Here is a 23,058-nt window from a genome sequence, read left to right as displayed (position 1 = left end):
ATGATTGCACTTACAGCGGCGGAAATCGCCGACATAACCAATGGCCGGCTGGCCGCAGAACCGGGGATCACCCCCGGCTCCGTGGTGACCGACTCCCGTGAAGCCACAGCGGGTTCCCTCTACGTGGCCAAGCCGGGGGAGACGGCCGACGGTCACGACTTCGTGGGCGCCGCCTTTGCCCGTGGCGCCGTGCTGGCGCTTGTGGAGCGTAACGTAGCTGACACGGCCGACGACGCCGGGCGGAACTACCCCGCCGTCGTGGTCCAGGACTCCGTCCTCGCCATGGGCGCCCTCGCCGCCGAAGCCGTCCGCCGGATCCGGGCCCGCCGCGCCGCCGAAGGCGCGCCGCTGACCGTCATCGGGATCACCGGGTCCGCCGGGAAGACCACCACCAAGGACCTGCTGGCCGGGATTCTTGCCGCCGAAGGCGAGACCGTGGCCCCGCAGGGGTCCTACAACGGCGAAGTCGGCGTACCGCTGACCGTCTTCAAGGCCGGCTACGGCACCCGGTACCTCGTGATCGAGATGGGCGCCACCGGCGTCGGCCACATCAGATTCCTCGCGGACATGGTCCGTCCCGACATCGGCGTCGTGCTCGGGGTAGGCACGGCCCACGCCGGCGAATTCGGCGGCGTGGAGAACATCGCCGTCGCCAAAGGCGAGCTCATCGAAGCCCTTCCCGCCGGCGGTACCGCCGTACTCAACCTGGACGATGCCCGCGTCGCAGCCATGGCCGTCCGCACCCGGGCCACTGTGCTGGGCTACTCCGCCGGCCCGGCCCGCACCGGCCAGCCTGCCGGGGTCCGGGCCGAAGGCGTCGAACTGAACGCCGGCGGCAGCCCCGAATTTGACCTCTTCCTGCCTGATGCATCCCTGGCCGGTGACAGCGCCGCGGAGGGGGCGGGCCACTACCACGTCGCGGCCAGGCTGATCGGCGCCCACCACATCGCCAACCTGCTGGCAGCGGCGGCAGCGGCCCACGCCGCCGGCGTCCCCGCCGGCCGGATCGCCGCCTCGCTCAGCGCCCAGACGGCCGCCAGCCGCTGGCGGATGGAACGCACCGAACGCGCCGACGGCGTCACCATCATCAACGACGCCTACAACGCGAACCCGGAATCCATGCGCGCCGCGCTGCGGACCCTGGCCGACCTCGGCCGCGGCCGCCGGACGTGGGCCGTGCTCGGAGCCATGCTCGAGCTCGGCCCGGACTCGATCCGCGAACACATGGCCGTGGGCACCCAGGTGGTGAGGCTGAACATCGCCCGCCTGGTGGTCGTCGGACGCGAGGCACGTTCTTTGTATGTGTCTGCCGTCAACGAAGGATCCTGGGGCAACGAATGCGTCTTCGCCGAGACGGCTGAGGAAGCCTATGAACTGCTGCAGGCCGAGCTCGAGCCCGGTGATCTGGTCCTGTTCAAGTCCTCCAACAGCATCGGGCTGCGCCATCTGGGCGATCGGATAGCATTACCTCCACAAGCCCCCGGGACCCCCGCCGGGAAGCCTGCCGAAAAATCTGCCGAAAAGCCTGCCGGACAACCTGCCGGAACCGCCACTGAAGGGAGTGCGCTGCTGTGATTGCACTGCTGATGGGCGCTGGACTGGCCTTGTTGGTTTCCTTCCTGGGCACCCCGCTGTTTATCCGGCTCCTGGTCCGGAAGAGCTATGGGCAATTCATCCGGGATGACGGCCCCACCTCGCACCACACCAAGCGCGGCACGCCCACCATGGGCGGCACCGTCGTTGTGGTGTCCGTGCTCGCCAGCTACGGAATCACCCACCTCGTTATGTGGATGATGAACCCGTTCTCGCCGGGCCCGTCCGCGTCGGCCTTGCTGCTGCTCTTCCTGATGGTGGGCATGGGGCTCGTCGGCTTCCTGGATGACTTCATCAAGATCTCCAAACAGCGCAGCCTCGGCCTGAACGCCAAGGCGAAGCTCATCCTGCAGGCCGCCGTGGGCATCATCTTCGCGGTCCTGGCCCTGCAGTTCCCTGACGAGAACGGCCTGACGCCTGCGTCACTGCAGATTTCGCTGGTCCGCGACATCCCGTGGCTCAACCTGGCCTTCGGCGGCACCGTGCTGGGCGCCATCCTCTTTGTGCTCTGGTCGAACCTGATTGTCACAGCAGCCACTAACGGCGTGAACCTCACGGACGGCCTGGACGGCCTCGCCGCCGGCGCCTCCATCATGGTGTTCGGTGCCTACACCCTGATGGGCATCTGGCAGAGCAACCAGGCCTGCGGTTCCCCGCGGCAGGCCGGCAGCGGCTGCTACTCCGTCCGCGATCCGCTGGACCTGGCCCTGCTCGCCGCGATCCTCAGCGCCGCACTGGTCGGCTTCCTCTGGTGGAACACCTCGCCGGCGAAGATTTTTATGGGCGACACGGGCTCGCTGGCCATTGGCGGCGCCGTCGCGGGGTTCGCCATCCTGTCCCGCACCGAACTGCTGCTCGCCTTCATCGGCGGCCTCTTCGTCCTGATCACCCTTTCGGTCATCATCCAGGTGGGCTACTTCAAGATCACCAAGGGCAAACGCTTCTTCAAGATGGCTCCGCTCCAGCACCACTTTGAGCTCAAGGGCTGGGCCGAAGTCACCGTCGTCGTCCGGTTCTGGATCCTGTGCGGGCTCTTCGTCGCCGCGGGCCTGGGCATCTTCTACGCCGAATGGGTGGTACTGCTGTGACCGGACCGATTCCCGTGCCGTTGACGGTCTCCCCGCGGCTCAAGGACCTGGTCAGCTGGGATTCGGACTGGGCCGGACTGCGCGTCGTCGTGACAGGCATCGGCGTCTCGGGCTTCGCCGCCGCGGACACCCTGATCGAACTCGGCGCCCGGGTGGTTGTGGTGGACGCCTCGACCGGCCCCAAGGCGCAGGCCCAGGCGGACACCCTCCGGATCGTCGGAGCAGCCGGGGTGCTGCTGGGCGGGGAAGCCGTGGCGACCATCCCCACGATCGACGGCGGGAAACCGGACCTGATTGTCACCTCACCGGGCTGGCGTCCGGACCAGTCCCTGCTCGCCGCCGCGGCGAGGGCCCACATCCCGGTCTGGGGCGACGTCGAACTCGCCTGGCGGGTGCGCGAACGCAAGGGCCGCAAGACCGCCGACTGGCTCACCATCACCGGCACCAACGGCAAGACCACAACGGTGGGGCTGACCGAATCCATGCTGCAGGCCGCCGGGCTCAAGGCCATCGCCGTCGGAAACGTCGGCACGCCCATCCTGGACGCACTCCGCGACCCGGTGGACTATGACGTCTTCGCCGTGGAGCTCTCAAGCTTCCAGCTGCACTGGAGCGATTCCGTCTCGCCGGTCGCCAGCGTGTGCCTCAACGTCGCCGAAGACCACGTTGACTGGCACGGCTCCTACGCGTCCTACCTGGCCGACAAGGCCAAGGTCTACGAAAATACCCAGAAGGCGTGCATCTACAACGCCGAACAGATCGAAACCGAACGCATGGTGGAGGACGCCGACGTCGTCGAAGGCTGCCGGGCCGTAGGCTTCACTACGGTCACTCCGGCGGTGAGTATGCTCGGCGTCGTCGAGGGACTGCTGGTGGACCGCGCCTTCATTGCCGAACGCAAGGACAGCGCCGCCGAACTCGCCGCCATCGCGGATCTGGGCGCCGTGGCCCCGCGCCACATGGTGGCCAACGCGCTGGCCGCGGCAGCCCTGGTCCGGGCGTACGGCCTGGAGCCGTCCGCGGTCCGCAAGGGACTGCTGAACTACCTGCCGGGGGACCACCGCATCCAGCTGGTCGCGCGCCACAACGGTGTGCTCTGGATCAACGACTCCAAAGCCACCAACCCGCATGCCGCCGCCGCTTCGCTGTCCGCGTTCGAGCATGTGGTCTGGATCGCCGGCGGACTCTCCAAAGGCGTCAACTACGGGGCCTTGGTCCAGGCGCACGCCCACCGGCTCAAGGCTGTGGTGCTGATCGGAGCGGACTCCAGCGCACTCCTGTCCGCACTGCAGCGACACGCACCGGATGTCCCCGTGATCGGTGCGGCGAAGGGCGAAACTGAAGACGTGCAGACTGCCGGAACGGCCCGAGCCGAAGCAGGCCCCTCGCCGATTTTCAGCGAGACTGTGATGGCCCAGGCCGTTGCGTCGGCGGCGCAACTGGCCGCCTCCGGGGACACTGTGCTCCTGGCCCCGGCTGCCGCATCCATGGACCAGTTCTCTTCCTACGCTCACCGCGGCGACGCCTTCATCGACGCTGTCCGCGAGCTCGTGAAGGGGCAGGCTTAGACCAGCGAGGAGTAACAATGGTCAGCACGCCCACACGCACGCCGGCGGCCAAACCGGCCGCCGCACGGACACCGGCCGGCACCGCCGACGCCGCAGCGTCCGGAACTTCCGCGCGGGGTACAACGGCGACCGCGCCGGGCACCCTGCGGTCCGCCGGCCTCCAGGCACGTGCCTGGTACCGGGGCTTCTGGTCTGCCCTGGAGGGAACGGGGAAGTCCCGCAACGGGTCGACCTACTACCTGATCCTCGGCTCCACCCTCGCCCTGACCGCCATCGGGATCCTGATGGTGCTCTCGGCCTCCAGCGTCGAAGCCATCGCTGCGGGGGAGTCACCCTACACGGCCGCGCTCAAACAGTGCTTGTTCGGCGCCATCGGTGTCTTCGGCATGTTCCTGCTGTCCCGCGTCAACGTGGTGTGGCTCAAACGCTTCGCCTGGCTGGCCATCATCCTGGCCCTCGTCCTGCTCGTGCTGGTGCTCCTGATCGGGCGCAGCGCGCTGGGTAACCAGAACTGGATCGACGTCGGGCCCTTCACCTTCCAGCCCTCCGAGGCCGCAAAGCTGGCCCTCGCCCTGTGGATGGCCACGGTGCTCGGCACCAAAGCCAAGCTCCTCAGCCAGTCGAAGCACGCCCTGGTCCCCGTTGCCCCGGTCGCCGTGCTGGTGATCGGCCTTATCCTTGCCGGCAACGACCTCGGTACGGCCATGATCGTCATGATGATCACCGCCGCGGCGCTGTTCTTCGCGGGGGTCCGGCTCTACGTCTTCGGCATTGCCGGGATCGCGCTCGGCGCGGCCACTGCGGTCCTCGCCATCACCAGCCCCAACCGCGTGTGCCGCATCCTGTCCTGGACGGGCCAGACCTGCGCCGACGGCTCCGACGTGAACTACCAGTCCACCAACGGCCTCTATGGCCTGGCCTCGGGCGGCTGGTTCGGCGTGGGCCTGGGCCAAAGCCGGCAGAAGTACAGTTGGATTCCGGAAGCCCACAACGACTTCATCTTCGCCATCATCGGCGAGGAACTTGGCCTGGTCGGCACGCTCGTTGTGCTGGTCCTGTTCGGCATCCTCGGCACGGCCATCTACCGCGTCGTCGTAGCCCAGAAGGACCTGTTCCACCGTGTCCTCGCCGGAACCATCATGGTCTGGCTGCTCGGCCAGGCGACTGTCAACATGGCCGTCGTCACCGGCCTTGCCCCCGTGGTCGGGATCCCGCTGCCGTTCATCTCCTACGGCGGATCCGCGCTGCTCATGTCGCTGTGCGCAATCGGCGTAGTCTTGTCATTGGCCCGGGTACAGATGGCACCCAGCCTCCAGCCCAAGCGGATGTTCAGGTTCGGTCCGGCCGGGCTGGCCAAGACCCTCCGAAAGACCTTCGGGAACCAGGCCGCAGCGCCCCGACGTTCCGTGCCCCGTAGCTCAGCACCCCGGAGCTCCGCTCCGAAGCCATCAGCGCCGAAATCCGGTGGCACCACGACCACTGCCTCAAAGACCACCGCCTCAAAGACCACCGCCTCAAAGACCACCGTCCCGAAAAACCCTGCACGAAAGCGTAAATAGGCCAACATGCACACCGAGTCGTCCTTGTCCGTCGTCCTGGCCGGCGGGGGAACAGCCGGGCACATCAGCCCGCTCCTGGCCATCGCCAACGCGATCCGGGAGGCCCGCCCCGGAGTCCGGCTCCTCGCCGTGGGAACCCCGGCCGGCATGGAAACCCGGCTGGTGCCGGCCGCCGGGCTGGACCTTGCGACGATCAGCCGCGTTCCCTTCCCGCGCAAACCCTCGCTGGACCTGCTGCGGCTTCCCGGCCGGCTGGCCGGTGCGGTGAAGCAGGCAGGGGTCATCCTCGACGAGGCAAGGGCCGACGTCCTGGTCGGCGTCGGCGGCTACGTGTGCACCCCGATGTACCTCGCCGCCCGGCGCCGGAAGATCCCGATCGTCATCCACGAGGCCAACACCCGGCCCGGCCTGGCGAACCGGGTGGGCGCGCGGCTGGGCGGAAAAGTCGCCGTGGCCTTCACCGGCACCGGGCTCGCCGGGGCCCGGCTCATCGGCATGCCGATGCGCCCGGAAATCTCCGGTCTCGACCGTTCCCTGGCCCGGGCAGAAGCCCGCTCCTCGCTCGGGCTGGATTCGGAGCAACCTGCCCTGATCGTCACCGGCGGCTCGTCGGGGGCCCAGAGCATCAACCGCACCATCGCAGCCTCCCTCGGCGCCCTCGCCGAGGCCGGCATCCAGACCCTGCACATCACCGGACGCGGAAAAACCGTGCACGGCGCCGACGGCACGCCGCTCGCCGCGCCGGGCTACCGCCAGGTGGAGTACGTGGACGGGATGGAAACGGTCTACGCCGCCGCGGACCTTCTGCTGGCCCGGTCCGGAGCCGCCACCGTCTGCGAGATCGCCGCCGTCGGCGTCCCCGCCGTCTTCGTTCCACTGCCGGTCGGCAACGGCGAGCAGGCGCTCAACGCCGCCGGCCTGGTCCGGGCCGGCGGGGCACTGATCGTGGAGGACGGTGCGTTCACCCCCGGCTGGATCCGCGAACACGTCCTCCCATTGCTGCTGGACCGCGACAGGCTCGCCCGGATGGCGGCCAGCGCCGCGCACCTCGGCATCAGGGACGCGGACCAGCGGATGGCAGAACTCGTCCTTGAAGCGGCAGCGAAGGCAGCATCTTTGAAACAGCACGGCAGGAAGCGGTAAAGCCATGACCCAGCCCCAACACCAGCAGGCCGCCCCGAAGGCCGCCCGCACCCAGGAATCCCTCGGCCGGGTGCACTTCATCGGCATCGGCGGCGTTGGCATGTCCGCCGTCGCCCGCATCATGGTGGCGCGCGGCCTGCCGGTCAGCGGCTCCGACGCCAAGGACCTGCCCGTGATGGCGGACCTCGCCGCGGCCGGTGCCCGGATCGCTGTCGGCTACGACCCCGCCCACCTCGGGGACGCACAGACTGTGGTCGCCGGCTCCGCGATCCGCCCGGACAACCCCGAACTGGAAGCAGCGCGCGCCGCCGGGCTGCCCGTGCTGCACCGCTCCGAGGCACTGGCTGCGGCCATGGCCGACGACACGGCCGTCACCGTGGCCGGCACCCACGGCAAGTCCACCACGACGTCGATGATCACCGTGCTGCTTCAGGGCGCCGGCATGGACCCGTCCTTCGCGATCGGGGCGAACGTGCCGGCCCTCGGGGTCAACGCCGCCAGCGGCAGCTCGCCGGTCTTTGTCGCGGAAGCCGACGAGTCCGACGGCTCCTTCCTGAACTACCGGCCGCAGATCGCCGTGGTGACCAACGTCGAACCGGACCACCTCGACTACTACGGCACCGCCGAAGCCGTCTACGCGTCCTTTGACCGCTTCGCCGCCCTGCTTCCGGCAGACGGCGTGCTCGTCGCCTGCGGAGACGACGACGGCGCCCGCGCCCTGGCGATGCGCACCCTCGAGCGGGGCAACACCCGGGTGGTCCTCTACGGCACCGCCGGGGACACACAGCTCACCCTGCACGACGGCGGCCCGGGCGATGTCTCGATCACCACCCCCGCCGGTCGCTTCGCCCTCGACCTCCACGTTCCCGGGCGGCACAACGCGCTCAACGCCGCGGCCGCGTTCGCCGTCGCCCTCGAGCTCGGCGTCGACCCCGAAACCGCGGCGGGAGCCCTGGCGCACTTCTCCGGTGCCTCGCGCCGCTTCGAATTCAAGGGCGAGGGCCGCGGCGTCCGCGTCTATGACGACTACGCCCACCACCCCACCGAGGTGCGGGCAGCACTGTCCGCCGCGCGGTCCGTCGCCGGCGGCCACAAGGTGCATGTACTCTTCCAGCCCCACCTGTTCTCCCGGACCCGCGAATTCGCCAGTGAGTTCGCGGAGGCGCTCAACGCTGCCGACACGGCCCTGGTCCTGGCCATCTATGCCGCCCGCGAGGACCCGATTCCGGGTGTCAGCAGCCAGCTCATCGCCGATCACCTGGGCGCCGGCGGCCGGCTCGTCGGACCGGGCCAGGAAGCCGTCCTGGCCATCCTGGCCGCCGCGGCCCCCGGTGACATCGTCCTGACCGTCGGCGCGGGCGACGTCACGGCCTACGGCCCGCTGGTGGTCGAGGCCCTCAAGAATGGCATGCCGGTTGACGGCCCGCGGGCTGACGGGATCCACGGTGCCTAGTACACGCCGCCCCGGCTACAGGGCCGGTACCCGGGTGAGCGATTCCGGCTCCCGGCAGAACGGCGCGCATCCCGACGTCATTTCGGCGTCCAAGGCCGGGCCGGAGACGGGCAGCGGCCCGGCCGCTAACCGCACGGCCGGACCGGATAAGACGCCGGACAATGTGCTGTCCTTTCCCGAGCCCAAGGCCAGGCGGCGCAAGCGGAGACTCCTGGGCGCAAGCGGGGTGATTGCACTGCTGGTCGCGGGAATCGTGGCGGCGGCCGTCTACTCGCCGGTGCTGGCGCTGCGGACCGTCACCGTGGAGGGCACGAAGATGCTGAGCGCCGACCAGATCCAGGCAGCCCTCGCCCCGCTCCAGGGCAAGCCCCTGCCGCAGATCGGAGACGAGGACGTCACGGCCCTCCTGCGGCAGCTTGTCCAGGTCAAGGAAGTCAGCACCCAGGCCCGCCCGCCCTCCACCCTGCAGGTCCACATCACCGAACGCGTTCCCGTGGCCCTCGTCAAGCAGGGCGCGGGCTTCCAGCTGGTCGACGTCGACGGGGTCCAGCTGGGGACCACCACGGACTCCGGCTCCGTCAAGCTGCCGGTCATCGACGGCGGCGGGGGCACCCTGCCCCAGGATTTGTTCCATGCCATCACCGCGGTCCTGGGCGCACTCCCGGCCGATGTGCTCGCCAGGCTCTCCGACGCCTCGGCGAAGTCGGTGGACGCCGTCGAACTCAAACTCGTTGACGGCCAGACGATCGTCTGGGGAAACGCGGGGGAGAAGGAGCTCAAGGCGAAGGTTCTTGCCGCCCTCCTCAAGGCCCCGGCGGACCCGAAAAACCCGGTCCGTGTCTACGACGTCAGCGTGCCGCGGCACCCGGTCACCCGATAGCCGCCGATCACTTACCACCCGAACCATCCGGGGGAACGGCCGGGCGCCGACAGTGCACCGGACCGAAGTCCGCCGGCAGCACCACCAGAGCACAAAACGAAGCTATTTGACCGGTATTACCGCGACACGCGGAGCCGGTAATTGAATGTCCTCCGGATAGCAAATAGCGTCACAGGCATGAGTTACTTGACATAACTATAACCTTCAACTCGAAGGTTAAGGTTCAAAGCTTCAAGCCCGACTCCATCAGTTTTCGCAATAGAACACGAACAAGGGACACGTAACGTGGCAGCTCCGCAGAATTACTTGGCCGTCATCAAGGTCGTCGGCATCGGCGGCGGTGGCGTGAACGCAGTCAACCGCATGATCGAGGTAGGTCTTCGCGGCGTCGAATTCATCGCGGTCAACACCGATGCCCAGGCATTGTTGATGAGCGATGCAGACGTCAAGCTCGACATCGGGCGCGAGCTGACACGCGGGCTGGGAGCCGGTGCAAACCCGGAGGTCGGCAAGCAGGCGGCGGAGGACCACGCCGAGGAAATCGAAGAGGTCATCCGCGGCGCCGACATGGTCTTCGTCACCGCCGGCGAAGGCGGCGGTACCGGTACCGGCGGCGCTCCCGTCGTGGCCCGTATCGCCCGTTCGCTCGGTGCGCTGACCATCGGCGTCGTCACCCGCCCCTTCACCTTCGAAGGCCGCCGCCGCGCCGGCTCCGCCGAGGCGGGCATCGACGCCCTCCGCGACGAAGTCGACACCCTGATCGTCATCCCGAATGACCGTCTGCTCTCCATCAGCGACCGCAACGTGTCCGTCCTTGACGCGTTCCGTTCCGCCGACCAGGTCCTGCTGTCCGGTGTCCAGGGCATCACCGACCTGATCACCACGCCGGGCCTGATCAACCTCGACTTTGCCGACGTCAAGTCGGTCATGCAGGGCGCCGGTTCGGCGCTTATGGGTATCGGCTCGGCACGCGGCGAAGACCGTGCCGTCAAGGCTGCGGAGCTGGCCATCGCCTCGCCGCTGCTCGAGGCATCGATCGACGGCGCCCACGGCGTCCTGCTGTCCATCCAGGGCGGCTCCGACCTCGGGCTCTTCGAAATCAACGAGGCAGCCCGCCTGGTCCAGGAAGTCGCCCACCCGGAGGCCAACATCATCTTCGGTGCCGTCATCGACGACGCCCTCGGTGACGAAGCCCGCGTCACGGTCATCGCCGCCGGCTTCGACGACGTCAAGGCCACCTCGCCGTCCATGGACCAGTCCCTGCCGCAGACGGCGCCGCAGCGTCCGGCCGCCCCGGCCGCGGCTCCGGCCCAGGCCCCCGCCTCGCATGTCCAGCCGCTGCACGCCACGGTTGGTGCCTCAGGCTACGGCGGCTGGGGCCAGCAGCGCCCGTCCTCCGTCCCCGCAGACTCCGGCTTCGACGTCGACCTGCCCTCGGTCGTGGAGCCGGACCTGTCCGGCCGCCACTCGGACGACCTGGATGTCCCTGACTTCCTGAAGTAGATCCCGAAGCACCATGGCACTGCCGGATGGCAGTGCCATGGTGCTTTCTCGTAGGATCGAAGGTCCGTAAACAAGTTTGGCGGTGTTCCGAGTGTTCTCATGGCGGGCTGAAGTCCGGCCCGGCGTCTGGGTGGCTTTCACCGACGCCGCTGCCGGCAACCTGGCGTTCCACGTCGGCGACGATCCGTCGGAGGTCCAACGGCGGCGGGTGGAGCTCGAACAGGCCGCAGGCCTTGGCGCCAGGGGCTTCCAGTACATGAACCAGGTCCACGGCAACGTCGTCGCCCTGATCGGCGGCGGGACCGTTGCCGCGGGGACAGCCGCCCCGACGGCGGACGCCCTGGTATCGTGCGGCGAACCCCTCGCCGTTATGGTGGCCGACTGTGTCCCGATCGTCCTCGTGGGGACCGTGGGTGACGCGGCTGCCGGGGGAGCCCCCGTGCTCGGCGTCGTGCATGCCGGCCGTCCCGGCGTCGCCTCCGGCGTTGTGCCGGCGGCCGTGGCGCGCATGCGGGAGCTCGGCGCCGCGGCGGTCAGTGCCTGGATCGGCCCGTCCATCTGCGGCAGCTGCTACGAGGTCCCAGAGTGGATGCGCGCCGAGGTGGCCTCCCTCGTCCCCGGGACCTGGGCTACGACGTCCCGGGGCACACCGGGACTCGATTTGCCGGCCGGGGTCCGCAGCCAGTTGGCCGTGGAGGATGTCACGGTCGAATACACCGGCCGCTGCACGCTGGAAGACGACAGCCTGTACTCCTACCGCCGCAACAACCACACGGGACGGTTCGCCGGCCTCGTATGGACCCACGACGGGACGGACACCAATGGATGAGCACGGGCCTGTCAACAGACAGGCCGAGAAGGGCCGGACAGATCCCCGGCTTGCCGAGATCCGGGAGCGCCTGGCCGCCGTCAGGCTTCGCATCGACGGCGCCGTGGCGGCTGCCGGCCGTCAGCAGAACCCCCCGCAGCTGATTGTCGTCACCAAATTCCACCCCGCCGACGACGTCCGGCGGCTCGCGTCGCTCGGCATCACCGACATCGGGGAGAACAGGGACCAGGAAGCCTCCGGCAAGGCCGCCGGGCTTCACGACCTTGACGTGCGCTGGCACTTCATCGGCCAGTTGCAAAGCAACAAGGCCAAGTCCGTCGTGACGTACGCCCATGCTGTGCACTCGGTGGACCGGCTCCAGCTCGCCGGTGCCCTGGCTAAAGCCATGGCGGCCGAACGGGAACGTACCGGACGTACTCCGCTGGAGTGCTTCATCCAGGTCAGCCTCGACGACGACGCCGACGGTCACCGCGGCGGCGCGCTGCCCGTCGATGTCCCTGCACTGGCCGAGCGGCTCGCCGGCTCCGGGGATCTCCGGCTGGCGGGCATCATGGCAGTGGCCCCGCTCGGCGCTGATCCCGGCGCGGCCTTCGGGAAGCTCGCGGGGATCTCCGCCCGGCTGGCGGCTGACCATCCGCAGGCCACCGGCATTTCCGCGGGCATGAGCCAGGACCTGGAAGCCGCCATCCGTTTCGGGGCGACACACCTTCGCATTGGCTCCGATATTCTCGGTCCGCGCCCGGCGTTGGGGTAGGTTCAACGTATTGGAAGGTAATGGCGGGGATTCCAAGGCTGTCAAGTCACGAGTGGCCCGCTTACGGACACGATTAGGAGTCGACCATGGCCGGCGCTCTGCGCAAGACAATGATCTATCTTGGGCTCGCCGATGGCGACGAACACTACGAGTCCGAGCACCGCACATCGCATAAGGATGAGGACGAATCCATGGAGCACGACCGCGAGGAACGCCGTGCACCGGCGCCTGTCCGCGAGGCCCCCAGGGAAGAGCCCTACGCCGCTGAAGAGGAATATCGCGCACCTGTGACACCCATCAAGCGAGCGGCATCGAGCCGCGAAGAGCACACCGGACTCCGGCAGATCACCACGATCCACCCTCGGTCCTACAACGATGCCAAGCTCATCGGTGAAAGCTTCCGTGACGGCATCCCCGTCATCATGAACGTCACCGATATGGGCGAGGCCGACGCAAAGCGGCTCGTTGACTTCTCCGCGGGGCTGGTTTTCGGCCTGCGGGGCAGCATCGAACGCGTCACGAACAAGGTGTTCCTTTTGTCGCCGTCGTACGTAGAAGTCATCGGCGATGACAAGAAGATCAGCGAGACTCAGGCGACCTTCTTCAACCAGAGCTAGACCAGGATTCTTCTGAAGGATGCCAGGCAGGGACACCTGTCTGGCATCCTTGCTGAATTATCCGTGCTGAAATAGAGGCGTAACTATCGTCAGGACACTGCGGTATCCGGAATGAACATGGAGATATGAGATAACTCATGGGAATTGTTTTCGGACTTCTCTATATCGCGCTGCTGCTCTTTCTTGTTGCCCTCATCATCAGGCTGGTCTTTGACTGGGTCCAGATGTTTGCGCGGAGCTGGCGGCCGCGGGGAGCTGCGCTTGTCACCGCGCATGCTGTGTATTCCGTCACGGACAAGCCGCTCAAACTGCTCCGGCGGCTCATCCCGCCGCTGAGACTGGGCGGGATTTCGCTGGACCTGGGCTTCCTGCTGCTTTTCGTGGCCGTTGCCGTGGCCATGGGAGTCGCCAAATCCCTGACCATCGCGAACTCAATCGCGGCCTAGCCGGGCGGCGGACATGGTCCGCGGCCCCACCAGATTGAAACTCCGGTTTGACACTGCGGTGTTGAATTAGAGGAACCAGACCATATTTAGGTACCGTAGTTTTGACGGCCGGAAGGCCTACTGACTAACTAGACCAACGAGGTGACCAGATGGCTTTGACGCCAGAAGACGTTGTCAACAAGCGCTTTCAGCCGACCAAGTTCCGCGAAGGCTACGACCAGGACGAAGTTGATGACTTCCTGGACGAGATCGTCGTCGAACTGCGACGCCTGAACCAGGAGAACGACGAGCTGCGCAAGAAGCTCGCTGAATCCGGCGCCGGCACGCCTGCCAGCTCCACCGCCGCGGCTCCTGTCGTGGAAAAGGTTCCGGCACCCGTCAAGGCTGAGAAGGAAGACCGCGCCAAGGCAGAAGCTGAGGCCAAGGCTGCTGAAGCTGCCAAGAAGAAGGAAGCCGAGCAGGCTCCCGTCGCGGCAGCCGCCCCGGCCCGCACCTCCGGTGCCTCCCCGGCCGCCGAGTCGGCTGCGGGATCCGCTGCGGGCCTGCTGGCCATGGCACAGCAGATGCACGACAAGCACGTCGCCGACGGCGAGCAGCAGCGGGACAAGATCATCGCCGAAGCTCAGATCGAAGCCAGCAGCCTCGTCAACGACGCCCAGGAAAAGTCCCGTAAGATCCTCGGTGCCCTCGAGCAGCAGCGATCCGTCCTGGAGCGCAAGGTTGAGCAGCTGCGAGGCTTCGAGCGCGACTACCGCTCACGCCTGAAGGCCTACATCGAAGGCCAGCTGCGTGACCTCGATGCCCGCGGTTCTGTTGCCGCTCCCGAGGTTGGCGAAGCCAGCTAGGGCAAAAAGCCAAGTATTCTAAAAGCCGGTGGTTGAGGATTCCTCGGCCGCCGGCTTTTGCCATTAACAGCCACATCCCGTGGCCGGCGTGGCACAGCAGCAAGCTCCCAGTCCCCGCACTGGCTCCCGAACGAAAGCCCTATGACTGACGCACCATCACCTGACGCCACGCACTCCGCTGACGCGGCGCACCCTGTTGACGCCATGCACCCTGTTGACGCGGCGCACCCTGTTGACGCGGCGCACCCTGCCGGATCCGGGCCCGCTGCGCGGGCCAAACCGCGGCGGGTGGTGCTGCTCTCCGTCTTCACGGGCCTGGCCGTGTTCGCCTACGTCCTGGACCAGTTGACCAAACTGTGGGTGACCGGCTCCATGACCGAGGGCGAGCGGATCCCTGTGCTGCCCCCGCTGCTGCACTGGTACTACATCCGCAACTCGGGGGCCGCGTTCTCCATCGGTGAGAACATCACCTGGGTGTTCACCATCATCATGGCGGCCGTGTCCGTTGCGATCCTGCTGCAGCTGCGCAAGCTGGGTTCGCTCTGGTGGGCGCTGGCGCTCGGGCTGCTGCTGGGCGGCGCCCTCGGCAACCTCACCGACCGGCTCTTCCGAGAGCCGTCGTTCGCGATGGGCCATGTGGTGGACTTCATCCAGTTGCCCAACTTCGCGATCTTCAACATCGCGGACTCGGCCGTGGTGTCATCCGTCGTGATTATCTGCCTGCTGACGCTCCGCGGGATCGCCCTCGACGGCTCGCACTCTACGAAGGACACGGCGAAACATGACGCCTGAAAACACCCTGCCCAAAAAGACGCCGTCTGATGTGACGATGCCCGAAGGCCTGATGCCCGAAGACGTGATGCCCGAAGACGTCGACGCCGACGACGATCCGGCGGCAGTTCCGGCGTCGACGTTCCGCTTTGTCGTTCCGGACGGGCTCGCCCGGACCCGGGTTGACGCAGGCCTGGCGCATCTGATGGACATTTCCCGTTCCCAGTCCGCCGCGCTTATTGCCGAAGGCAATGTCACCAGCAAGGGCAAAGCGGTCGGTAAGTCGCTCAAACTGACCCCCGGCGTCGTGCTAGACGTCGTCGTTCCGGAACGCCGGGACCCCCTGGAAATCGTGGAGGAAGTTGTGGAAGGCCTGAAGATCCTGCTGGACGATGACGAGTTTGTCGTCATCGACAAACCGGTCGGCGTGGCCGCCCACCCCTCTCCCGGCTGGGTCGGTCCCACGGTCGTCGGCGGGCTGGCGGGACTCGGCTACCGGATCTCCACCTCCGGCGCGCCGGAGCGCACCGGGATCGTGCACCGGCTCGACGTCGGGACGTCGGGCGTGATGGTGGTCGCCAAGACCGAGGACGCGTACACGGCGCTCAAGCGAGCCTTCAAGGAACGCGCGGTGGACAAGGTCTACCACGCCGTCGTCCAGGGCCTTCCGGACCCGCTGGCCGGCACCATCGACGCGCCCATCGGCCGCCACCCGGGCCACGACTGGCGATTCGCCGTGATCGAAGACGGCCGGGACTCGATCACGCACTATGAGGTCCTCGAGGCGTTCGGCAAGGCTTCACTCGTGGAGGTGCATCTGGAAACGGGGCGCACGCACCAGATCCGCGTGCACTTCTCCGCGCTGCGCCACCCCTGCGCCGGCGACCTGACCTACGGCGCGGACCCGCGGCTCGCGGCCACCCTGGGTCTGACACGGCAGTGGCTGCACGCCCGCCAGCTGTCCTTCGACCATCCACGGACGGGGGAGAGGGTCACCGCCACGAGCGAGTATCCGGAGGACCTTCGCTACGCGCTGGAAGTCCTCGAGTCCGGACAGGCCTGATTGCGGTCCCTGATTTTCGGTTCCTGAGTGCCGGTCTTCCGGTGCGGGGTTTCCGGTGCCGGGGTTCCGGGCGGCCGCAGGGCCGCGCCCGAAGGTGGCCCGGCGGCACTAGAATGATTCGGTGACTTCCAGCAACAACTCTTTCGTGCATCTCCACAACCACACCGAATACTCCATGTTGGACGGTGCGGCGAGACTGGGGGACCTGTTCGACCACACCAAAGAGCTGGGCATGTCCTCGCTGGCCACGACGGACCACGGCTTCGTCTTCGGCGCCTATGACTTCTGGAACAAGGCCCGCAACGCCGGCGTCAAGCCGATCATTGGGGTCGAGGCCTACCTGACGCCCGGCACCGCCCGGGCGGACAAGACCCGTGTGCGCTGGGGTGACGGCGGCCGCAATGACGTCTCCGGTGCCGGTTCCTACACCCACATGACCATGTGGGCGGAGAACACCCAGGGTATGCACAACCTGTTCCGGATGTCCTCGCTCGCCTCGCTGGAGGGCTACCTCTACAAGCCGCGCATGGACCGGGACCTGCTGCAGACCTACGGCAAGGGCCTGATCGCCACCACCGGCTGCCCGTCCGGCGAAGTGCAGACGAAACTCCGCCTCGGCCTGTACCAGGAAGCCAAGCTGGCGGCGTCGGACTTCCGCGATATCTTCGGCGCCGAAAACTTCTTCTGCGAACTGATGGACCACGGGCTCGACATCGAGCGGGCCATCCAGGGCGATCTGATCAAGCTCGCCAAGGAACTTGGACTGCCGATGGTGGCCACCAACGACCTCCACTACACCCACGCCGAGGACGCCGCCAGCCACGCGGCCCTGCTCTGCGTCCAGTCCGGCTCCAGCCTGGCCGACCCCAAGCGCTTCAAGTTCGACGCCGACGAGTTCTACCTGAAGTCGCCCGCCGAGATGCGCGCCATCTTCAGAGACCACCCCGACGCCTGCGACAACACCCTGCTGATCGCCGAGCGCTGCGACGTCCAATTCAACGAGAACGCCAGCTACATGCCGCGCTTCCCGGTGCCCGAGGGCGAGGACGAGCAGTCCTGGTTCGTGAAGGAAGTCGAAAACGGCCTGCACTACCGCTACCCGAAGGGCATCCCGGACCACGTCCGCAAGCAGGCGGACTTCGAGGTCGGCGTCATCACCCAGATGGGCTTCCCGGGCTACTTCCTCGTTGTGGCCGACTTCATCAACTGGGCCAAGAACAACGGCATCCGGGTGGGCCCGGGACGTGGTTCCGGCGCCGGCTCCATGGTCGCCTACGTCATGCGCATCACCGACCTGGACCCCCTCGTCCACGGCCTGATCTTCGAGCGCTTCCTGAACCCGGAACGGGTCTCCATGCCCGACTTCGACGTCGACTTCGATGATCGTCGCCGGGCGGAAGTGATCCGGTACGTAACCGAGAAATACGGCGACGAACGCGTCGCCATGATTGTCACCTACGGCACCATCAAGGCCAAACAGGCACTCAAGGACTCCTCCCGTGTGCTCGGTTACCCCTTCTCCACCGGCGAGCGGCTCACCAAGGCCATGCCGCCGGACGTCATGGGAAAGGGCATTGCCCTGGCGGACGTCCATAACCCGGAGGCGCAGCGCTACTCCGAGGCCGAGGCGCTGCGCGAATTGCTCAAGTCCGACGCCGATTCCCAGAAGGTCTTCGAGACCGCCCTGGGCCTTGAAGGCCTGAAGCGGCAGTGGGGCGTCCACGCCGCCGGCGTCATCATGTCCTCGGACCCGCTGATCGACATCATCCCGATCATGCGCCGTGAGCAGGACGGCCAGGTCATCACCCAGTTCGACTACCCCACGTGTGAGGGCCTCGGCCTGATCAAGATGGACTTCCTCGGCCTGCGGAACCTGACGATCATCACGGACGCCGTCGAAAACATCACGCTCAACAAGGGCGTGGACCTGGTCCTGGAGGACCTCGGCCTGGAGGACCAGGGCGCCTATGACCTGCTCGCCCGGGGCGACACCCTCGGTGTTTTCCAGCTCGACGGCGGGCCGATGCGCTCCCTGCTCAAGCAGATGCGCCCGGACAACTTCGAAGACATCTCCGCTGTCATCGCGCTGTACCGCCCGGGCCCCATGGGGGCGAACTCGCACACGAACTACGCGCTCCGCAAGACCGGGCTGCAGGAGATCGTGCCGATCCATGCCGAGCTTGAGGAGCCGCTCGCGGAGATCCTGGGCGGCACCTACGGCTTGATCGTGTATCAGGAGCAGGTGATGGCCATCGCGCAGAAGGTCGCCGGGTTCACCCTCGGCCAGGCCGACATCCTGCGCCGTGCCATGGGCAAGAAGAAGAAGTCCGAGCTGGACAAGCAGTACGCGGGCTTCGAAAAGGGAATGCTGGACAACGGCTACTCCGCCGCGGCCATCAAGATGCTCTGGGACATCCTCCTGCCGTTCTCCGACTACGCCTTCAACAAGGCGCACTCGGCCGCCTACGGGCTCGTGTCCTACTGGACCGCGTACCTCAAGGCGCACTATCCGGCCGAATACATGGCCGCCCTGCTCACCAGCGTCGGCGACGACAAGGACAAGCTCGCGCTCTACCTCAACGAGTGCCGCAAGATGGGCATCACGGTGCTGCCGCCGGACGTCAACGAGTCCAGCGTCAACTTCACGCCGGTCGGCACGGACATCCGCTTCGGCATGGCCGCCATCCGCAACGTCGGCGTCAACGTCGTCGAGGCGATGGTCACTGCCCGTGAATCCGAAGGCGCCTTCACCTCCTTCAAGGATTACCTGCTCAAGGTCCCGGCCGTGGTCTGCAACAAGCGCACCATCGAGTCACTGATCAAGGCCGGCGCGTTCGACTCACTGGGCCATCCGCGCCGCGCCCTGGCGATGATCCATGAAGAGGCCATCGACTCGGTCATCACGCTCAAGCGCAACGAGGCGATCGGCCAGTTCGACCTCTTTGCCGGCTTCGAGGACCAGGAACCCGAAGCCTCGCTGACCACCGAAATCCCGGACCTGCCCGAGTGGGAGAAGAAGGACAAGCTCTCCTTCGAGCGCGACATGCTGGGCCTGTACGTGTCCGACCACCCGCTGCAGGGCCTGGAGGGCCTGCTGAGCCAGCACGCGGACCGGACAATCACCTCCGTGATCGGCGAAGACGGACCGAACGACGGGGCCATCATCACCATCGCCGGCATGATCACCTCACTGAGCCGCCGGATCGCCAAGGCCAGCGGCAACGCCTACGCGCGCGCCGAAGTGGAGGACCTCGGCGGCTCCATGGAGGTCATGTTCTTCGGCCAGGTCTACGGGCCGATCGCCTCGGTGCTGGCGGAGGACCTGATCGTGGTGGTCAAGGGCCGCCTGCAGAAGCGCGACGACGGCGCCGTCACCCTGAACTGCATGGAACTGTCCGTCCCGGACCTCAGCGACAACATGAACGGCCCGGTCGTGATCACGATGCAGACGCACAAGGCGACCGAAGCGGTGGTGACCGAACTCGGCGACGTGCTGCGGACCCACCGCGGCAGCTCCGAGGTCCGGGTGCACCTGCAGGGCGACACCAGGGTGGAAGTCATGGGCCTGCCCGTTCACCTGCGCGTCAACCCCAGCCCGTCACTGTTCGGTGACCTGAAGGTACTCCTGGGCCCGACCTGCCTGGATTACTAGATGTTGTAGTCCAGTGCCGTTAGTTCCTTGGGGGTCTGGCTCCAGGGGACGGGATGGCCTGGCTCCGGGACATGCCCCACGCCGGGGCCAGCGGGTGGACATAGTCCGGTTACGCCCAGTCCCGGGTGCGAAGAATGGGCATGTCCTCCCGCGGAGCTGCCCGGCCCCATACACCCATGCCGTGGCGGTCCTCCCCGGTTGCTTCGGCGCCCGGCGAGACACGAGCACGGGAATCCGGGCATTGCCACTGGCGGCAGGCGGCCGGGCGGCGGGCAACCGGGAAGGACCGTCCCCGCAGGCTGCCTGCACCCCGCCAGGTCAATGAAAACGCCCATTGGACGGGACCTGCCCATCCAAAGGGAGATGCCAGCCTAGCGGACATGCCCCGCGCCGCGGCCAGCGGGTGGACATAGTCCGGTTGTGCCCTTTCCCGGGTGCGAAGAATGGGCATGTCCCCGGGCACGAAAAGGAATTGGCCGCTCCTGAACCCCCGACGAACCGGCGAAAATGACGACTAGATTTCGTAGTCCAGCGGGGCGGGCCGGCTGTACGCGCCGGAGTGGTAGAGCAGGGGAGCGCCGTCGTCGCCGACTCGGCCCTCGACGACCTCGACCACCACCACGGCGTTGTTCTCGAAGGAGAGCCGCATCTGGACCTTGCCGATCAGCCAGCCGGCGACGTCCTTTAGGATCGGCACCCCGTGCGGCCCGAGTTCCCAGTGGTCGCCTTCAAAGCGGTTGCTGGTGCGGGCAAACCGGTCGGCAAGCTCCTGATTCTCCAGCCCGAGCATGTGCACGCCGATGTAGGTGGTGTTTGCCACGGCCGGCCACGAACTTGAGGTCCGGGCCATGTTGAACGTGAACCGCGGCGGCTTCGCCGACAGCGAGGCCACCGACGTCGCCGTGAAGCCGAATGGCACGCCGTTGTGGTTGGCGGTAATGATTGCCACCCCGGCCGCATGGCGGCGGAACATTTCCCTGAACGTTCCCTCGAAGGCCTGGTCCTCTGTGGTCACTGCGATCCAACTCCCTGCTGCCCATACGTGTGATTGTCCTGCCCTGCCAGCGTATTGTGCCGGCGGCCGGCCCCGGTACTTGTTTACCCCGCGTGATGCCACCACCCCACGGTGTCACGTGCCGGGGAGGCGGAAAGCTTGTTAAGGTTTGTTCCATGACACAGCCCGCAGTTCACGGCCGGCACGGCCAGCAACAGGATCAGCACCACTCCCGGCAGGATACCGTTCAGGATGCGCAGTCAGACGCCGCTCCCGGGCAGCCGGTACCGGAGCGGAACCGCCGGGCAGCGCCCTGGCGGACGGCCGCCCTCATCACCGCGGCGGGTGTGCCGGTCGGGCTGCTCTGGTGGCTCCTCGCCCCGTCCGGCCTCAACCTGCTCTCGGGGAACCCCTCCTTGCGGAGCGGCAGCAACACGGAAGCCTGGCTGCCCCGGGACCTGGTGCTGGCCGGGCTGTTCCTGCTGGCCGGCTGCATCGCCGGCGTCGTGGCAACCGGTTCGAAGCGTCAGGAGCCGTCAGGCCGGGACGTGGTGCTGGCAGTTCTGAGCGGTGTCCTGGGCTCCGTCCTTGCCTGGCAGACAGGAGTGCTGTGCGGTCACTGGTTTGGAGCCCCGGAAGACGCCTCGGCAAACGCGAGCATCGCCTTCTCGCTGCGGTCCTACGCGCTGCTGGCCGTCTGGCCGGCGGCCGTCGCGCTTGCCATCTTCCTGAGCACCGTTTTCTCAACGCAGGGGAGGACTGAAACGGACCCGGACGGGGCAACGGGCGCCGCCCCGGAACAGCCCTCGGCGTAACAGCGCCGGCGACCAACGGCCCGGCACGTAAAATGAACGGGTGACCCCTACTCCTGATAGCTCCGTGCCCGCCGACCTCAACTTCCGCACCGTTGACCTGCGCGGCCAGCGGCTGACCCTCGCCGGACTCCGCGCCGCCGTTCCGCGGGCGCGGCCGGGCACCACGGCCGATGCCGAAGTGAAGGTCCTTGCGATCATTTCCGCGGTCCGCACCCACGGATTCGAGGCGCTTAGCGAGCTGGCGCTGACGTTCGACGGCGTGGAGCAGACCCACCCTCGGGTCCCCGCCGGGGCGCTGAAGGCAGCCCTCGCCGGACTCGACCCCGCGGTGCGGGCGGCGCTCGAAGAGTCCATCCGGCGGGCCCGCCGCTTCGCCGACGCCCAGCGCCCGGCGGACACAGACGTCGAGCTCGGCGAAGGCGCCGTCGTCAGCCAGAATTGGGTTCCGGTGGCCCGCGTGGGCCTCTATGTCCCCGGCGGCCTCGCCGTCTACCCGTCCTCGGTCATCATGAATGTCGTACCGGCCCTGGCCGCCGGCGTCGAATCCATTGCCCTGGCGTCCCCGCCGCAGAAGGACTTCGGCGGACTCCCGCACCCGACAATCCTCGCGGCCGCCTGCCTGCTCGGCATCGAAGAGGTCTATGCAATCGGTGGAGCGCAGGCCATCGCGGCCTTTGCTTACGGCATCCCGGCCACCGGACCGGAGGCCGGGAGCCTCGCCGGGCTCGACCCCGTGGACGTGGTCACCGGGCCGGGCAACATTTTTGTCGCGACCGCCAAGCGCCTGGTCAAGGGCGTCGTCGGAATCGACTCCGAAGCCGGCACCACCGAAATCGCGATCCTTGCGGACGCCACTGCCCGGCCTGCCCTGGTCGCCGCGGACCTGATCAGCCAGGCCGAGCACGACCCCAAGGCGGCCTCCGTGCTTTTCACTGATTCAGAGGAGCTCGCGGCAGCCGTCCGGGCGGAGCTCGACGGCCAGGCCGCCGCCACGAAACACAGTGCGCGGGTCCGGGAGGCCCTCTCCGGACCTCAGTCCGGCGTCGTCCTGGTGGATGACCTGGAGCAGGGCATCGCGGCGTGTGATGCCTACGCCGCTGAGCACCTGGAGATCATGACGGCGGACGCCGCCGGCGTCGCCGCCCGGATCCGCAACGCCGGGGCCATCTTCGTGGGGGACTACAGCCCCGTCAGCCTGGGCGACTACTGCGCCGGTTCCAACCACGTGCTGCCGACCGGCGGAACCGCCGCCTTCTCCTCGGGCCTGAACGTGACAACCTTCCTGCGCGCCATCCAGGTGATCAACTACAGCCGCTCCGCACTGGAACAGGTGGGCGGGCACATCGTGAGTCTCTCCGGCGCGGAAGACCTGCCGGCCCACGGGGAGGCCGTCACGGCGAGGTTCGCTGCGGGCGCCTGACCACTACATGTAGTAATTACAGGCTTGTTATTCAGCCACATCTAGTCGTAAACTGATGGCGGAGC

Annotated in this window: 19 protein-coding genes; 18 read left to right on the top strand and 1 reads right to left on the bottom strand. The window is 67.4% G+C overall.

Annotation, left to right across the window (positions count from 1 at the left end):
• From ACZYZE_RS12170 to dnaE, 16 genes are all read left to right on the top strand, one after another.
• Entirely contained in the window at window positions 1-1,575 is a 1,575-nt protein-coding gene (locus ACZYZE_RS12170) for a UDP-N-acetylmuramoyl-tripeptide--D-alanyl-D-alanine ligase (protein ID WP_459317152.1), read from the top strand.
• Window positions 1,572-2,681 carry a phospho-N-acetylmuramoyl-pentapeptide-transferase gene (gene mraY, locus ACZYZE_RS12165; protein ID WP_459317153.1) on the top strand — a complete coding sequence of 370 codons (1,110 nt, stop codon included), beginning with the start codon at window positions 1,572-1,574 and terminating at the stop codon, window positions 2,679-2,681. Before ACZYZE_RS12170 ends, mraY begins: the two co-directional genes overlap by 4 nt.
• On the top strand, window positions 2,663-4,249 hold the full coding sequence (gene murD, locus ACZYZE_RS12160) for a UDP-N-acetylmuramoyl-L-alanine--D-glutamate ligase (protein ID WP_459317154.1): 1,587 nt from the start codon (window positions 2,663-2,665) through the stop codon (window positions 4,247-4,249). Before mraY ends, murD begins: the two co-directional genes overlap by 19 nt.
• Window positions 4,250-4,266: 17 nt before the next feature.
• Window positions 4,267-5,808: a putative lipid II flippase FtsW gene (gene ftsW / locus ACZYZE_RS12155; RefSeq protein ID WP_463907911.1), complete on the top strand. Its 1,542-nt coding sequence runs from the start codon at window positions 4,267-4,269 to the stop codon at window positions 5,806-5,808.
• A 6-nt stretch (window positions 5,809-5,814) separates the two neighbouring features.
• Window positions 5,815-6,951 carry an undecaprenyldiphospho-muramoylpentapeptide beta-N-acetylglucosaminyltransferase gene (gene murG / locus ACZYZE_RS12150; RefSeq protein ID WP_463907909.1) on the top strand — a complete coding sequence of 379 codons (1,137 nt, stop codon included), beginning with the start codon at window positions 5,815-5,817 and terminating at the stop codon, window positions 6,949-6,951.
• A gap of 4 nt (window positions 6,952-6,955) precedes the next feature.
• Window positions 6,956-8,404, top strand: a complete 1,449-nt coding sequence (murC, locus tag ACZYZE_RS12145; protein WP_463907907.1) for a UDP-N-acetylmuramate--L-alanine ligase — start codon at window positions 6,956-6,958, stop codon at window positions 8,402-8,404.
• Window positions 8,397-9,284, top strand: a complete 888-nt coding sequence (locus ACZYZE_RS12140) for a cell division protein FtsQ/DivIB (protein ID WP_459317158.1) — start codon at window positions 8,397-8,399, stop codon at window positions 9,282-9,284. Before murC ends, ACZYZE_RS12140 begins: the two co-directional genes overlap by 8 nt.
• A 285-nt stretch (window positions 9,285-9,569) precedes the next feature.
• Window positions 9,570-10,787, top strand: coding sequence for a cell division protein FtsZ (ftsZ, locus tag ACZYZE_RS12135; RefSeq protein ID WP_459317159.1), 1,218 nt, complete (start codon window positions 9,570-9,572; stop codon window positions 10,785-10,787).
• Window positions 10,788-10,878: 91 nt separating this feature from the next.
• Window positions 10,879-11,616, top strand: coding sequence for a purine nucleoside phosphorylase YfiH/LACC1 family protein (locus tag ACZYZE_RS12130; RefSeq protein ID WP_463907905.1), 738 nt, complete (start codon window positions 10,879-10,881; stop codon window positions 11,614-11,616).
• On the top strand, window positions 11,609-12,370 hold the full coding sequence (locus ACZYZE_RS12125) for a YggS family pyridoxal phosphate-dependent enzyme (RefSeq protein ID WP_463907903.1): 762 nt from the start codon (window positions 11,609-11,611) through the stop codon (window positions 12,368-12,370). Before ACZYZE_RS12130 ends, ACZYZE_RS12125 begins: the two co-directional genes overlap by 8 nt.
• Window positions 12,371-12,456: 86 nt before the next feature.
• On the top strand, window positions 12,457-12,987 hold the full coding sequence (locus ACZYZE_RS12120) for a cell division protein SepF (protein WP_459317162.1): 531 nt from the start codon (window positions 12,457-12,459) through the stop codon (window positions 12,985-12,987).
• Window positions 12,988-13,124: 137 nt separating this feature from the next.
• The gene (locus tag ACZYZE_RS12115) at window positions 13,125-13,433 is read left to right on the top strand and encodes a YggT family protein (RefSeq protein ID WP_459317163.1); all 309 of its coding nucleotides are present in this window, start codon (window positions 13,125-13,127) and stop codon (window positions 13,431-13,433) included.
• 149 nt (window positions 13,434-13,582) lie between these two features.
• Entirely contained in the window at window positions 13,583-14,278 is a 696-nt protein-coding gene (locus tag ACZYZE_RS12110; protein WP_459317164.1) for a DivIVA domain-containing protein, read from the top strand.
• Window positions 14,279-14,482: 204 nt separating this feature from the next.
• Window positions 14,483-15,070 carry a signal peptidase II gene (lspA, locus tag ACZYZE_RS12105; protein ID WP_463907975.1) on the top strand — a complete coding sequence of 196 codons (588 nt, stop codon included), beginning with the start codon at window positions 14,483-14,485 and terminating at the stop codon, window positions 15,068-15,070.
• A gap of 67 nt (window positions 15,071-15,137) precedes the next feature.
• On the top strand, window positions 15,138-16,112 hold the full coding sequence (locus ACZYZE_RS12100; RefSeq protein ID WP_463907973.1) for an RluA family pseudouridine synthase: 975 nt from the start codon (window positions 15,138-15,140) through the stop codon (window positions 16,110-16,112).
• A 121-nt stretch (window positions 16,113-16,233) separates the two neighbouring features.
• The gene (dnaE, locus tag ACZYZE_RS12095) at window positions 16,234-19,764 is read left to right on the top strand and encodes a DNA polymerase III subunit alpha (protein WP_463907901.1); all 3,531 of its coding nucleotides are present in this window, start codon (window positions 16,234-16,236) and stop codon (window positions 19,762-19,764) included.
• Between the two features lie 514 nt (window positions 19,765-20,278).
• On the opposite strand, the gene ACZYZE_RS12090 is transcribed toward dnaE, so the two are convergent.
• On the bottom strand, window positions 20,279-20,737 hold the full coding sequence (locus ACZYZE_RS12090) for a flavin reductase family protein (protein ID WP_459317292.1): 459 nt from the start codon (window positions 20,735-20,737) through the stop codon (window positions 20,279-20,281).
• Between the two features lie 197 nt (window positions 20,738-20,934).
• Between ACZYZE_RS12090 and ACZYZE_RS12085 the strand changes: the two genes are divergently transcribed.
• Window positions 20,935-21,573, top strand: coding sequence for a hypothetical protein (locus ACZYZE_RS12085; protein WP_463907899.1), 639 nt, complete (start codon window positions 20,935-20,937; stop codon window positions 21,571-21,573).
• Between the two features lie 40 nt (window positions 21,574-21,613).
• The gene (gene hisD, locus ACZYZE_RS12080) at window positions 21,614-22,993 is read left to right on the top strand and encodes a histidinol dehydrogenase (RefSeq protein WP_463907897.1); all 1,380 of its coding nucleotides are present in this window, start codon (window positions 21,614-21,616) and stop codon (window positions 22,991-22,993) included.
• The last annotated feature ends 65 nt before the right edge of the window (window positions 22,994-23,058 follow it).

The sequence above is a fragment of the Pseudarthrobacter woesei genome (assembly GCF_055412745.1).
This window is presented reverse-complemented; position numbering and strand designations above follow the sequence as displayed.